11 protein-coding genes are annotated in these 12,595 nt (G+C 64.4%); 7 read left to right on the forward strand and 4 right to left on the reverse strand.

The features are described from left to right. The first annotated feature begins 23 nt into the window (after window positions 1-23). Entirely contained in the window at window positions 24-1,016 is a 993-nt protein-coding gene (locus tag IHV84_RS03775; protein WP_044401697.1) for a phosphatidate cytidylyltransferase, read from the forward strand. A gap of 59 nt (window positions 1,017-1,075) precedes the next feature. Continuing rightward, a complete protein-coding gene (gene ruvC, locus IHV84_RS03780; RefSeq protein ID WP_198845876.1) occupies window positions 1,076-1,624 on the forward strand; it encodes a crossover junction endodeoxyribonuclease RuvC in 549 nt (182 codons plus the stop codon). Window positions 1,625-1,904: 280 nt separating this feature from the next. Here ruvC and IHV84_RS03785 read toward each other — a convergent pair whose 3' ends face one another. Then, a complete protein-coding gene (locus tag IHV84_RS03785; RefSeq protein WP_198845877.1) occupies window positions 1,905-2,390 on the reverse strand; it encodes a CZB domain-containing protein in 486 nt (161 codons plus the stop codon). Window positions 2,391-2,593: 203 nt separating this feature from the next. Between IHV84_RS03785 and IHV84_RS03790 the strand changes: the two genes are divergently transcribed. From IHV84_RS03790 to IHV84_RS03805, 4 genes are all read left to right on the forward strand, one after another. After that, the gene (locus IHV84_RS03790) at window positions 2,594-3,631 is read left to right on the forward strand and encodes an LLM class flavin-dependent oxidoreductase (protein WP_066695008.1); all 1,038 of its coding nucleotides are present in this window, start codon (window positions 2,594-2,596) and stop codon (window positions 3,629-3,631) included. 178 nt (window positions 3,632-3,809) lie between these two features. Continuing rightward, window positions 3,810-5,042, forward strand: a complete 1,233-nt coding sequence (gene gspF / locus IHV84_RS03795) for a type II secretion system inner membrane protein GspF (protein WP_198845878.1) — start codon at window positions 3,810-3,812, stop codon at window positions 5,040-5,042. 24 nt (window positions 5,043-5,066) lie between these two features. Beyond that, on the forward strand, window positions 5,067-6,011 hold the full coding sequence (locus IHV84_RS03800; protein ID WP_198845879.1) for a 5'-nucleotidase: 945 nt from the start codon (window positions 5,067-5,069) through the stop codon (window positions 6,009-6,011). Between the two features lie 113 nt (window positions 6,012-6,124). Then, window positions 6,125-6,514 (forward strand): EF-hand domain-containing protein, encoded by a 390-nt coding sequence (locus tag IHV84_RS03805; RefSeq protein WP_370541178.1) that lies wholly within the window; start codon window positions 6,125-6,127, stop codon window positions 6,512-6,514. Between the two features lie 43 nt (window positions 6,515-6,557). On the opposite strand, the gene IHV84_RS03810 is transcribed toward IHV84_RS03805, so the two are convergent. The 3 genes from IHV84_RS03810 to IHV84_RS03820 form a co-directional block, all read right to left on the reverse strand. After that, window positions 6,558-6,989, reverse strand: coding sequence for a hypothetical protein (locus tag IHV84_RS03810; RefSeq protein ID WP_198845881.1), 432 nt, complete (start codon window positions 6,987-6,989; stop codon window positions 6,558-6,560). 151 nt (window positions 6,990-7,140) lie between these two features. Further along, window positions 7,141-7,656, reverse strand: a complete 516-nt coding sequence (locus IHV84_RS03815) for a DUF1854 domain-containing protein (RefSeq protein ID WP_198845882.1) — start codon at window positions 7,654-7,656, stop codon at window positions 7,141-7,143. Window positions 7,657-7,669: 13 nt separating this feature from the next. Further along, window positions 7,670-9,976 carry an ABC transporter ATP-binding protein gene (locus IHV84_RS03820; RefSeq protein ID WP_198845883.1) on the reverse strand — a complete coding sequence of 769 codons (2,307 nt, stop codon included), beginning with the start codon at window positions 9,974-9,976 and terminating at the stop codon, window positions 7,670-7,672. Window positions 9,977-10,346: 370 nt separating this feature from the next. Between IHV84_RS03820 and cphA the strand changes: the two genes are divergently transcribed. Further along, complete coding sequence (gene cphA / locus IHV84_RS03825) at window positions 10,347-12,581, forward strand: cyanophycin synthetase (RefSeq protein WP_066691460.1); 2,235 nt, start codon at window positions 10,347-10,349, stop codon at window positions 12,579-12,581. Window positions 12,582-12,595: the final 14 nt, after the last annotated feature.

Here is a 12,595-nt window from a genome sequence, read left to right on the forward strand (position 1 = left end):
TGGGTCGATATGGGATTTTTGGAATGAATAGTTTTTTGCGCAACCTCACCACCTCGCAGCAGATCGGTGCCTTGTTCATCGTGGTGTTTGGCGTGCTCTCGCTGGCCACCCTGTGGGGGTTTTTCCGTTCGCTGCGCGAGCACGCCAGCGACGACCCGCAGGCCGAAGCACATGCGCAGGAGGTCAAGCGCTTTTGGGGCCTGATCAAAACTTCGTGGGTGATGGCCACGGTGTTCTGGATTGGCTGGGCGCTGGGCGACACAGTGGCCACGGTGCTGTTTGCCATCGTCGGCTTTTTTGCGCTGCGCGAATTCATCACGCTGTCGCCCACGCGGCGGGGCGACCATCGCAGCCTGGTGCTGGCCTTCTTTGTGGTGCTGCCGCTGCAGTTCACCATCGTGGGCAGCCGCATGTTCGACCTGTTCACCGTGTTCATCCCGGTGTACGTGTTTCTGGCGCTGCCGGTGGTGAGCGCACTGGCCAACGACCCCGAGCGCTTTCTGGAGCGCAACGCCAAGCTGCAGTGGGGCATCATGGTCTGCGTGTACGGCATGAGCCATGTGCCCGCGCTGCTTCTGCTGGACTTCCCTGGTTACCGCGAAAAGGGCGCGTTCCTCGTCTTCTTCCTGGTGTTTGTGGTGCAGACCTGCATGCTGGTGCAGCACCTGGTGGGGCAGCGCTTTCCGCACAAGCCGGTGGCGCCCCAGGTGAGCCAGAGCTTTCAGTGGGCGAGCTGGCTGGCCGGTGTGGCCGCCGGGGGGCTGGCGGGCGGGCTGCTGTCGTTCATCACCCCGTTCAAGCCGGGGCAGGCGCTGGGCATGGCGCTGCTGGCCTGCTTTGCAGGCAGCCTGGGGCATCTGGTGATGAAGGCACTCAAGCGCGACCGGGGCGTGACCAGCTGGGGCATGCAGGGCATGTCGGTCACCGGCGCGGGCGGCCTGCTCGACCGCGTGGACGCGTTGTGCTTTGCCGCCCCCGTGTTCTTCCACTCCACCCGCTGGTACTTCGGTCTTTAAGCAAAATTGGCCGCTGGCGCTTATTGGATAAGCGCTGGCAGCTACAAAATCAATAGCACATGCGTATTTTAGGGATTGACCCCGGCCTGCAGACTACCGGCTTTGGCGTGGTGGATGTGGACGGCCACCGGCTCAGCTACGTGGCCAGCGGCACCATCCGCACCACCACACTGGCCCTGGGCGACCTGCCCGGGCGGCTGAAGATTTTGTTCGACGGCATCACCGAAGTGGCGGCCCGCTACGAGCCCGATGTGGCCTCGGTCGAAATCGTGTTCGTCAACGTCAACCCGCAGTCCACCCTGCTGCTGGGGCAGGCGCGGGGCGCGGCCATCACCGCCCTGGTGGCCAGCAACCTGCCCGTGGCCGAATACACCGCGCTGCAGATGAAAAAAGCCGTGGTGGGCCACGGCCGCGCCGCCAAAAGCCAGGTGCAGGAGATGGTGCGCCGCCTGCTGCAACTGCCCGGCCTGCCCGGCACCGATGCGGCCGACGGGCTGGGCCTGGCCATTACCCACGCCCACGCGGGTGCCGCCATGGGCCGCCTGGGCGAAACCGCTACGCTGAACCGCCGCCAGCACGCCATGTACAAGGGCGGGCGCAGTTACTGAAGGGGTTGGCATCGCCCCCTGCTTATCGCCTGAATTTTTATAGAGAATCGGCCTCTAGGGATGTCCTGCATAACTCCCTGCAGTCTGTGATAGCGCGGTCTCGGGCCATCCGCTGCGTTGCTTTTTTGGCCCATAGCCCCGCTATGGGCTGCAAAAAGACGCCTTGCGGCCTGTCCCGATCCGCACTACCACCGACCCGCGAGGGTTATGCAGGACATCCCTAGCGCTTATCCAGCAAGCGCCAGCAGCTCACCTATTGATAGCAAAAGCCGGTTGACGATCAGCGCCCCAGCCCGCGCTTGAGTCCCTTGAGCAGCAACAGCACCTGGTTGGACGCGTGGCGGCAACTGGTGTTGAAAAGGTGCAGCGCCTTGGGCTGGTCGCCCGCACGCATCTGATCGACCACTGCGGCCGCCTGCTGGTGAAAGTACTGGTGGCGGGCCACCAGCATGCCAAACGCCGGGTAGTGGCCCAGCCGCAGCCGCCCGGTGCCGCCCAGCCAGCGCCCCAGGTCACACCGGTCGGCACTGCAAATGGGCTCGGCCTGCGGCACCTCGCCCGAGCGACCATGCACCAGGTCTTCCAGCTGCTGGCGCCACACCTCGTGGTTGGCAATGGCGGCGTCCAGGTCCAGCTCGGTCATCAGCGTGGCAGCGTATTCCGGGTCCAGCACCAGCTCGCTGCCGTTGTCTTCCATGGCCCAGGTGGTTTCTGCGCTGTCGGGGTCTTGTTCGCGGATCTTGAAAAAACGGCTGAAAAAGCCCATACCTTGCCTTGGTTGATGAACGGGGAAGTGCGGAGGCATTCCGCAATCGGCGCCACCATTCAGAAACATTTTGTATCGCATCCTGTGTTTTGGCTATCAAAAAAATGCACTCCCGTGCTTTTGCAAGGCAGAGCAACCCCGCTGGCGGGCACAGCTCCCCACCAGGGCCTGCAGACTGCGGTCAGGCGGCGGACAATAACGGCATGAACGCACCCACTCCCACCCATCGCCCTGCCCTGTCCATGCTTGATCTGGTCGCCGTGCGCGAAGGCGGCACCGTGGCCCAGGCGCTGCAAATCGCCCTGCGCACCGCCCAGCACGCCGAAAAGCTGGGGTTTGCGCGCTACTGGCTGGCCGAACACCACAACATGCCGGGCATTGCCAGCTCGGCCACGGCCGTGCTGGTGGGCTACATCGCGGGGGGCACCTCGCGCATCCGCGTGGGCTCCGGCGGTGTGATGCTGCCCAACCATGCCCCACTGGTGGTGGCCGAAGCCTTTGGCACGCTGGCAGAGCTGTACCCCGGCCGCATCGACCTGGGCCTGGGCCGCGCCCCGGGCACCGACCCCGCCACCATGCGCGCCCTGCGCCGCAGCCGTGTGGAAACTGCCGACGACTTCCCGCAGGATGTGGCCGAGCTGCAGCGCCTGCTGGGCCCCGTGCAGCCAGGTCAGCGCCTGGTGGCCATGCCTGGTGCGGGCACCAACGTGCCGATCTGGCTGCTGGGCTCCAGCCTGTTTTCTGCGCAACTGGCCGCACAGGAAGGGTTGCCCTACGCCTTTGCGTCGCACTTTGCGCCGCGCCTGATGCACCAGGCCATTGACCTGTACCGACGCCTGTACCAGCCATCGGCCGCCTGGCCCAAACCGTACGTGGCCATTGGCGTGCCCTTGATTGCCGCCCCCACCGACGACGAGGCCGAATACCTGGCCAGCAGCACGTACCAGCGGGTGCTGAGCATCCTCACGGGTAACCGCCTCAGCCTGCAGCCACCGGTCGAGAACTACGCTGCCCGCCTGCAACCGCAAGAGCGCGCGGCCATTGGCGACTTTCTGGCCGCCGCCGTGATTGGCGGGCCCGATACCGTGCGTGACGGCCTCACCACGCTGGCGCAAGAAACGGGTGCCGATGAGCTGATTCTGGTGTGCGACGTGTACGACCCTGCGCTGCGCCTGCGCTCGCTGGACATTGCCGCCCAGGCGCACAGCGCCATGGGGCAGGCCACAGCCGCTGCGCTGTGAGAGCCTGCTCGGCGGACCGGCAGGCCATCGGCCGATCACGGCGCAGGTCACCGCCATGCGCTAGGCATAAGGCCCCCGCACATTCCCAGGCACCCCGGTCACACCGAGCGGCTACTATCGCGGGGGCAGCATTGCCTTGAGCGCAGTGCCCCTTTGCCCCCGACACCGCCACTGATTCATGCCCGCTTTTTCTTTTGAAGCCCTGGACGCCCAGGGCCAGACCCGCAAAGGCCTGCTGGAGGCCGACACCGCCAAGTCCGCTCGCAGCATGCTGCGCGCCCAGGCTTTGGTGCCCCTGACGGTGGAGCTGGTGCAGACGGGGCAGACTGCCGCGGGTGGCGGCACCTCGCTGGGCCAGCGCCTGTTCACCCGCCCGGTGTTCAGCGCCACCACGCTGGCGGTGTGGACCCGGCAACTGGCAGGGCTGGTGTCATCAGGCCTGCCGCTGGAGCGGGCACTCACCGCCCTGAGCGACGAGGCCGACGACGAGCGCCAAAGCCACCTGGTGGCCGCCTTGCGCGCCGAGGTCAATGCGGGCTCCACCTTTGCCCGCGCGCTGAGCCAGCACCCGCGCGAGTTTTCCGACATTTATTGCGCCGTGATCGGTGCGGGCGAGCACAGCGGCAACCTGGGCATGGTGCTGGAGAAGCTGGCCGACGACCTGGAAGACCGCCAGGCCCTCAAGGCCAAACTGGTGGGCGCGGCGCTTTACCCCGCCATCGTCACCGTGGTGGCCATCGTCATCGTGCTGTTTCTGGTGGGTTACGTGGTGCCCCAGGTGGCCAGCGTCTTCGCCGGCACCAAGCGGGCGCTGCCCTTCCTCACGGTGATGATGCTCACCATCAGCTCTATCGTGCGCAACTACGGCTGGTGGATGTTGAGTGCTCTTATTTTGATAGCTGCTAGCGCCCGCTGGGCGCTGACTCTGGAGTCTTTTCGCCAAAAGTTTGATGCTGCCTGGCTCAACCTGCCGCTGGTCGGCAAACTGGCACGCGGCTACAACGCCGCCCGTTTTGCAGGCACCCTGGCCATGCTGGCGGGCGCGGGCGTGCCCATTCTGAAGGCACTGCAGGCGGCGGCCGAAACCCTCAACAACCGCGCCATGCGCGCCGACGCGCTGGATGCGCTGGTGCTGGTGCGCGAAGGTGCGCCGCTGGCCTCGGCCCTGGCACAGAAGAAGCGCTTTCCGGGCCTGGTGTCCATGTTCGCCCGCCTGGGTGAACAAACCGGGCAGTTGCCGCTGATGCTGCAACGCGCCGCCACACAAATCTCCACCGAAGTGCAGCGCCGCGCCCTGCAACTGGCCACCATCCTGGAGCCGCTTTTGATCGTGGGCATGGGCCTGATCGTGATGACCATCGTGCTGGCGGTGATGCAGCCCATCATCGAACTCAACCGCTTCGTGAAATAACGCCCCCGGCAGAAAAACCGCACCATGGCCGTAACGCTGGACGACAAACTGGTGGTGGCGATCTCGTCACGCGCGCTGTTTGACTTTGAAGAGGAAAACCGCGTTTTCGACCCCCTGGACCCGCGCGCCTACATGGAACTGCAACAGGCGCGGCTGGAAGTACCGGCCAAACCGGGGGTGGCCTTCCAGCTCGTGAAAAAGCTGCTGGCCTTCAACACCGCCCACGCCCGCAATGTGGAGGTGGTCATCCTCTCGCGCAACGATCCGGTCAGCGCGCTGCGGATTTTTCGCTCGGCCAAAGAGGCAGGCCTGCCCCTGGAGCGGGGCGTTTTCACCCAGGGGCGCGACCCCTTCCGCTACCTGCGGCCGCTGGGGGCGCACCTGTTTTTGTCGGCCAACGAGCAGGACGTGAGCGAAGCGCTGGCGCTGGGCTTTCCGGCTGCGCGGGTGCTGACCGAATCGGTAGCCGCCGGAGTCGATTACCCCCACGAGCTGCGGATTGCGTTTGACGGCGACGCGGTGCTGTTCTCGGACGAAGCCGAGCGCGTGTACCAAACCGAAGGGCTGGAAGCCTTTCAGACGCATGAAATCAACAAAGCCGAGCTGCCGCTATCTGGCGGCCCATTCAAGCCCCTTTTGGCTGCGCTGCACCAGTTGCAGCAGCAGGCGGGCGCCTCGGGCATGCGCCTGCGCATCGCACTGGTCACGGCCCGCAGCGCCCCCGCGCATGAGCGCGCCATCAACACGCTGATGAAATGGAACCTGGCGGTGGACGAAGCCATGTTCCTCGGCGGGCTTGAAAAAGGCCCGTTCCTGCGCGAATTCGAGCCCGACTTTTTCTTTGACGACCAGACGGGCCATGTTACCTCAGCCGCGCTGCATGTGCCTTCAGGCCACGTGCGCGCCGGTATTGCAAACCCACCGCTGGTGGCGGATGAAGCCACCGAGCGGCGTAAGCCCAAGGCCTGATCCTGTGCAAAGGCATGTGAATGCGCGCAACCACCGGTAAAAGGCCCGTCGCCACGGTTGCAAATCCAGCACATTCACCCCAAATGCCAAGCTACACACCTGAGGAGCACGCTTTGCTGTTGATTCGAACACTGTGGTTTTGCAGCGCTGCCTTGCTGGGCACGGCGGCGATGGCACAAGGCACGCCCACCCCCACTGAAACCGCACCCTCGCAGGAAGCAGCGCTCACCAAGGGAGAGTTGAAGGCGATGCGCGACTTCAAGATGCTGGATTTCAACGGCGACGGCAAGCTCAGCCGCACCGAGGTGAAGCTGTTCCCGCGCCTGTCAGCCGCATTCGACGATGCGGACACCAACCACGACAACTACGTTTCGTACGAGGAAGTGCGCGAATTTGCCGTCAAGTACCGCGCCGAACGCGACCGCCAAAAAGCAGCGCAGGCCGCACAGCCCCCCATTCAAGAGGCGCCTGCCATCCAAGGCGCGCCTCTCAAGGCCGAATGAGATGCTGGTGGGATGGGAAAACACCCGCCGCGTTCCCTTGGAGTCACAAACCCGTGGTGCGCTTGATCTTCGGATCTGAATAAGTCAGATCTTCTTTTTTAACCTGCTGGGCCAGGCGCTCCTGCTGGGTCACCTTGTTCACTTCTTGCGCCATCTCCACCGCGCTGCCGCTGGCGCGCCACATGGACTGGATCAACTCCAGCAACTGCTTGTAGATGGGCTCTTTGGGTGGCTCAGGGGGTTCCTCCACCGTGTCTTTTTTCTTGACTTCAGTCCAGTCCCGGTTCGTAGCATCGGGGGCAGACGGCTTGTCAGGCTCGCGCACCACGGCGCCCTGACCCAGTCTGTCGATAGACTCGACGGGGTTGGGGGCGTTGATAGGACGCACCGGCGGTGCGCCAGAAGCCCCAGTGGAATACAAATCGGCGCCCTGAGGACGCCAGGCAGGCGATCGGTCAACAGGTGGCATTTGCATGACATGGGCCCATGGTGAAATGAAAAAGCGAAGGCTTTACCGCCTCCTTCGTAATCCATTTCGGCAAAAAGAAGGGCAAATTAAGCCTTTTTTCACCTTTTGGGCCAAAACCAGGGTTTACCCTAGTTTTTCACACCTCCACCCAGGCGAATTACAAGAAGCGCTCCAGCAGCTTGCGGGAATGTTTGTCCAGAGCGGTGGTGTCAGGCACTTTGAACTGCCCGCCTTCGCCTGCGGCAATCAGCAAACGCGTGCGTCCAGCCAGGCGGCGGATGTCTTCCTCCGCCTTCAGCACCAGGCGGGCCGCACCACGGTCCGTGATCACATCCCAGGTACTGGGGGTGGAGAAGCTGGACACCGCCACGATTTTTTCAATGGTGGGCACAAACTCCCGCACCGCCAATTCTTCTTCCAGCAACTGCCGCTGGGGCGCTGGCAGCGTATCGATGCGGTCTATCCACAGCAGCTCGTGTCCATCTGCGCCCACGAGGGAAAGGCCCTCCTGGGGCGCCGCGATGGGGAAGGCTCGCACAGGCACCACGCCTTCGTGCGCTGTGCCGTCTGGCAGGGTAAGCACCAGACGCCCGTGGGGATTGCGGTGAAGTTGCACGGAAGCAGCCAGGGCGGGGGTAGCTGAGCCAGCAGGGGAATGGTTTTGCGAAGTCATGTCTTCTCCGGGCTCAGGAGTTACCTGCAGGGTGGGCTGGGTGCAGCAGGCTGCTGTCGATGATGACGCCGGCGGCCTGTGCGTCTTCTTCGGCACGACGGGCTTGCGCTTCGTACAGGCGCCAGTAGGCCCCCTGCTTGTCCATGAGTTCGTCGTGTGGCCCGACTTCCACCACTTCGCCGCGGTCCATCACCACCAGGCGATCGGCCTTGCGCAGGGTGGAGAGACGGTGGGCAATGGCAATCGTGGTGCGGCCTTGCACCAGGTTGTCGAGCGCCCGCTGGATTTCCTTCTCGGTCTCGGTGTCCACGGCTGACGTGGCCTCGTCCAGAATCAGGATGCGGGGGTCAATCAGCAGCGCGCGGGCAATCGAAATGCGCTGGCGCTCGCCGCCCGACAGCCCCTGGCCGCGCTCACCGACCAGCGAGTCGTAGCCGTGCGGCAGGCGCAGGATGAATTCGTGCGCATGGGCGGCACGCGCGGCGGCCACGATTTCTTCGCGCGTCGCGTCGGGCTTGCCATAGGCAATGTTCTCGGCAATGGTGCCGAAGAACAGGAAGGGCTCTTGCAGCACGAGGCCAATGTGGCGGCGGTAGTCAGCCACCGCAAAGCGGCGGATGTCGATGCCATCTACCTGGATGGAGCCATCGCTCACGTCATAGAAACGGTTGATCAGGTTGACCAGCGTGCTCTTGCCCGAGCCGCTGTGGCCCACCAGGCCAATCATTTCGCCCGCCCGGATCTCCAGGTCGAGCCCCTTGATCACGGCGCGGCTGCCGTAGCGAAAGCCCACGTTCTGCATGGTGATGGAGCCGGCGATCTTGTCCACCTTCACGGGCTGGGCCGGGTCGGGCACGTTGCTGACGTGGTCCAGGATGTCAAAAATGCGCTTGGCCCCCGCCGCCGCCTTCTGCGTGACGGAAACGATGCGGCTCATGGAATCCAAACGGCCATAAAACCGCCCGATATAGGCAATGAAGGCAGTGAGCACACCCACCGTGATCTGGTTGCGCGACACCAGCCAGATGCCGAAGGCCCACACCACCAGCAGCCCGATTTCGGTGAGCAGCGACACCGTGGGCGTGAACAGGCTCCAGGTCTTGTTCAGCTTGTCGTTCACTTCCAGGTTGTGCTGGTTGGCGTCGCGAAAGCGCTGGGCTTCGCGCTTTTCCTGGGCAAAAGCCTTCACCACGCGGATGCCGGGGATAGTGTCGGCCAGCACATTGGTCACCTCGGACCACACGCGGTCGATCTTTTCAAAGCCGGTACGCAAGCGGTCGCGCACGGTGTGGATCATCCAGGCAATAAAAGGCAGCGGCACCAGGGTGACCAGCGCCAGCCAGGGGTTGATGGAGAACAGAATCACCGCTGTCATGAAGATCATGAGCACGTCGGTGATGAAATCGAGCGCGTGCAGCGACAGGAAGACGTTGATCCGGTCAGTTTCAGAACCGATGCGCGCCATCAGGTCGCCCGTGCGCTTGCCGCCAAAGTAGTCGAGCGACAGGCGCAGCAGGTGCTCGTACGTGGTGGTGCGCAGGTCGGCACCGATGCGCTCGGACACCAGCGCCAGGATGTAAGTGCGGGCCCAAGACAAGCCCCAGGCGGCCAGAGCTGCCAAAAGCAGCCCACCCAGGTACGTCAATACCAGCCAGGGGTCAATGGTCTGCCCGTTCTGGTACGGGATCAGGATATCGTCCATCAGCGGGATGGTGAGGTACGGGGGTACCAGCGTGGCGGCCGTGGACGCCATGGTGAGGGCAAAGCCCGCCGCCAGTTGCTTGCGGTAGGGGCGGGCAAACCGCCACAGGCGCAGCAGCACCCAGGTGGAGGTCTGGGGCGCCTGGGCGCGCGCACAGGCGGGGCATTCGTCCGTGTCAGGCGGCAGGGGGGTGTGGCAAGCGGGGCAGGCGGGCTCTTCTTCCTCGGTGGCAGCTTGACCGGCACCCCGCTCGACCTGCTGCTCAAAGCGCTGCACCAGGCGCAGCGCCTGGGGATGGTGGCCGAGGGTAAAGCGCCAAAAAGCCACCCGCTCCTGCGGGTTGTGCAACTCCAGCGTTCCCACGCCCCCGTGGTCCTGCAGCTTGAGTGACAGGCCAGGGGCAAGGGGCCAATCTTTCCATACCGAGGCGCCCGGATCGCATGCCAGCAGGCGCCTGGAAGTCACCACCACCCAACCACTGACGAAGCGCAAATCTGCACTCAGGTCAACCTGTAACGCAGCCAGTACGTTTTCATCAGACGCGAGCTTGGCCCGCAAATCGGCCCCTACCGGGCCGGAAAAGACACCCGAGGCGTCCACAGAATGGTGATGTTGCATATTCTTTGTGTTTTCCGCAGCTGGCAGTACAAAACTGCTGGCCGTGCAGATGCAGGAATTTTGACCGAAACCCAGGCCGCCAACGACCGCTGACACTTGGAACCTGTTTACGATCTTTAAAGGAACGCATTGGTGTGCCATTGGGATGACCGGATGACCAGTGTTCGCTGCAGGCGCTCATGCCCATGCAAGCAACCGAGACAGACGCATCGCCAGCCTGCACTCCAACTCTTCCAACCTGTGAGTTGCGCAACCCCGAAAAAGTCGCAAACCGTTTCTGATTCCCACCGTCCCGTCCATTTCCAGCCCAACCGGGCGCACAATGGCAACCCTGTCCGGCCCGTCCGGTGTCTCTGAACCGCTCCGATCCATGGCAAAAATCGACGACATCCAACTGCTTCGCATCAACTACCTGCGCGGCCCCAATATCTGGACCTACCGCCCCGTGCTGGAAGTCTGGCTGGACCTCGGGGTGCTGGAAGACCACCCCTCCAACACACTGCCGGGCTTCAACGAACGGCTCACCGCCTGGCTGCCCGCCCTGGTCGAGCACCACTGCGGCGTGGGTGAACGCGGCGGTTTCCTGCAGCGCCTGCAGGAAGGCACCTGGTGCGGCCATGTGCTGGAGCACATCGTCATTGAACTGCTGAACCTGGCGGGCATGCCCACCGGTTTTGGCCAAACCCGTAGCACTTCGGTGCGCGGGGTGTACCGCATGGTGTTCCGTGCCCGCGACGAGAGCGTGGCGCGTGTGGCGCTGGCCCAGGGCCATGCACTCATCATGGCCGCCATCAACGACGAACCCTTCGATGTACAGGCCGCTGTGGCACGCGTGCGCACCGAGGTGGACGACCAATACCTCGGTCCCAGCACAGCATGCATCGTCACCGCAGCGACCGACCGGGGCATTCCCCACATTCGCCTGAACGATGGCAACCTGGTGCAGCTCGGCTACGGCGCTGCCCAGCGCCGCATCTGGACAGCCGAGACCGAGCGCACCAGCGCGATTGCCGAAGGCATTGCCAGCGACAAGGACCTCACCAAGAGCCTGCTCAAGGCCTGCGGCGTGCCCATTCCCGAAGGCCAGGTGGTCAACAGCCCCGAAGAGGCCTGGGAAGCCGCTCAGGACATCGGTCTGCCCGTGGTCGTCAAGCCATCAGACGGCAACCATGGCCGGGGCGTGACGCTGGAGCTGCGCAAGAAAGAAGACATCGAGGCGGCCTACCACGTGGCCTACCCCGAAGGCAGCGACGTGATGGTGGAGCGCTTCATCCCCGGCGACGAACACCGCATTCTGGTGGTGGGCGGCAAGGTGGTGGCCGCCGCGCGTGGCGAGGTGGTCAGCATCACCGGCAATGGCCGCTCCACGGTCAAGGAACTCATCGACAGCCAGCTCAACTCCGACCCCCGCCGCGGCTACGAGGAAGAGTACCCCCTCGAAATCATCGACCTGGCCACCGACACCAAGGTGCAGCTCGAACTCAAGCGCCAGGACCTCCAGGCGGACTCGGTGCCTGCCGCAGGCCGCCAAGTGGTCATCCAGCGCAACGGCAACGTGGCCGTGGACTGCACGGACGACGTACACCCTGAGGTGGCTTACATCGCCCAACTGGCTGCCAAGGTGGTGGGCCTGGACATTGCCGGTATCGACATGGTGGCGCAAGACATCAGTAAACCCCTGCATACCCAAGGCGGCGCGATTGTGGAAGTGAATGCCGGCCCCGGCCTGCTGATGCACTTGAAGCCCGCCGTGGGCGCCCCCCGCCCCGTGGGGCAGGCCATTGCCGAACACCTCTTCCCCTCGGAAGACCACCCAGAAGGCACGGCCGGCCGTATCCCCGTGGTGGGCGTGGCCGGCACGCGTGAGACTTCCACCATTGCCCGCGTGGTGGCCTGGCTGCTGCACCTGGGCGGCCACCACACCGGCCTGGCGTGCCGCGATGGCCTGTTCCTGGACCGCCGCCGCGTCGAGTCTTCGGACAGCGCCCACTGGGAAGCCGCCCACCGCCTGCTGATGAACCAGATGGTGCAGGCCGCGGTGATTGAAAACGATGCCCGTACCATCCTGCGCGATGGCCTGGCTTACGACCGCTGCACCGTAGGCGTGGTGACCGACATGGACGGCGTGGAATCGCTGGCCGAGTTTGACGTGCATGAGCAAGACCAGATGACCAAGGTGCTGCGCACCCAGGTGGACGTGGTGCTGGACAACGGCGCCGCAGTGCTCAATGCCGCCATTGCGCAAGTGGCTGCGCTGGCCCCGCTGTGCGACGGCGACGTGGTTCTGTACGCGCAGGACCCCACGCTGCCCGCCATCGTGGAGCACCGCGCCAACGCCAATGGCCGTGCCGTGCTGGTCAAAAAAGGCTACGTAGTGCTGGCCACTGGCGCCGCAGAGCATGTGCTGGGCACCCTGGACGAGCTGACCTTTGGCCGCAACGCTGTGGTGCCTGACACCGATGCCCTGCTGGCCGCCATTGGTGCTGCGTGGGCCCTGAACATTGCCCCTGACCTGATTGGTGCTGGCATCAAGACCTTCGAGCCCGAGCTGCAAGCCCCCGTTGGCATCCGCCCCGCGGGCGTGAGCACGCTGAACACGCTCTGAGCAGCCAACACCAT

It is taken from the genome of Acidovorax sp. IB03 (assembly GCF_016406015.1).
Taxonomy (GTDB): Bacteria; Pseudomonadota; Gammaproteobacteria; order Burkholderiales; family Burkholderiaceae_C; genus Acidovorax; species Acidovorax temperans.

Bases quoted from the DNA above. Each gene is read 5' to 3' on its own strand.
- IHV84_RS03815 (WP_198845882.1), bottom strand. From the start codon at position 7,656: ATGACTTCGCAAAACCATTCCCCTGCTGGCTCAGCTACCCCCGCCCTG.
- IHV84_RS03785 (WP_198845877.1), bottom strand. From the start codon at position 2,390: ATGGGCTTTTTCAGCCGTTTTTTCAAGATCCGCGAACAAGACCCCGAC.
- IHV84_RS03800 (WP_198845879.1), top strand. From the start codon at position 5,067: ATGGCCGTAACGCTGGACGACAAACTGGTGGTGGCGATCTCGTCACGC.
- IHV84_RS03810 (WP_198845881.1), bottom strand. From the start codon at position 6,989: ATGCAAATGCCACCTGTTGACCGATCGCCTGCCTGGCGTCCTCAGGGC.
- gspF (WP_198845878.1), top strand. From the start codon at position 3,810: ATGCCCGCTTTTTCTTTTGAAGCCCTGGACGCCCAGGGCCAGACCCGC.
- IHV84_RS03790 (WP_066695008.1), top strand. From the start codon at position 2,594: ATGAACGCACCCACTCCCACCCATCGCCCTGCCCTGTCCATGCTTGAT.
- IHV84_RS03775 (WP_044401697.1), top strand. From the start codon at position 24: ATGAATAGTTTTTTGCGCAACCTCACCACCTCGCAGCAGATCGGTGCC.
- ruvC (WP_198845876.1), top strand. From the start codon at position 1,076: ATGCGTATTTTAGGGATTGACCCCGGCCTGCAGACTACCGGCTTTGGC.
- cphA (WP_066691460.1), top strand. From the start codon at position 10,347: ATGGCAAAAATCGACGACATCCAACTGCTTCGCATCAACTACCTGCGC.
- IHV84_RS03820 (WP_198845883.1), bottom strand. From the start codon at position 9,976: ATGCAACATCACCATTCTGTGGACGCCTCGGGTGTCTTTTCCGGCCCG.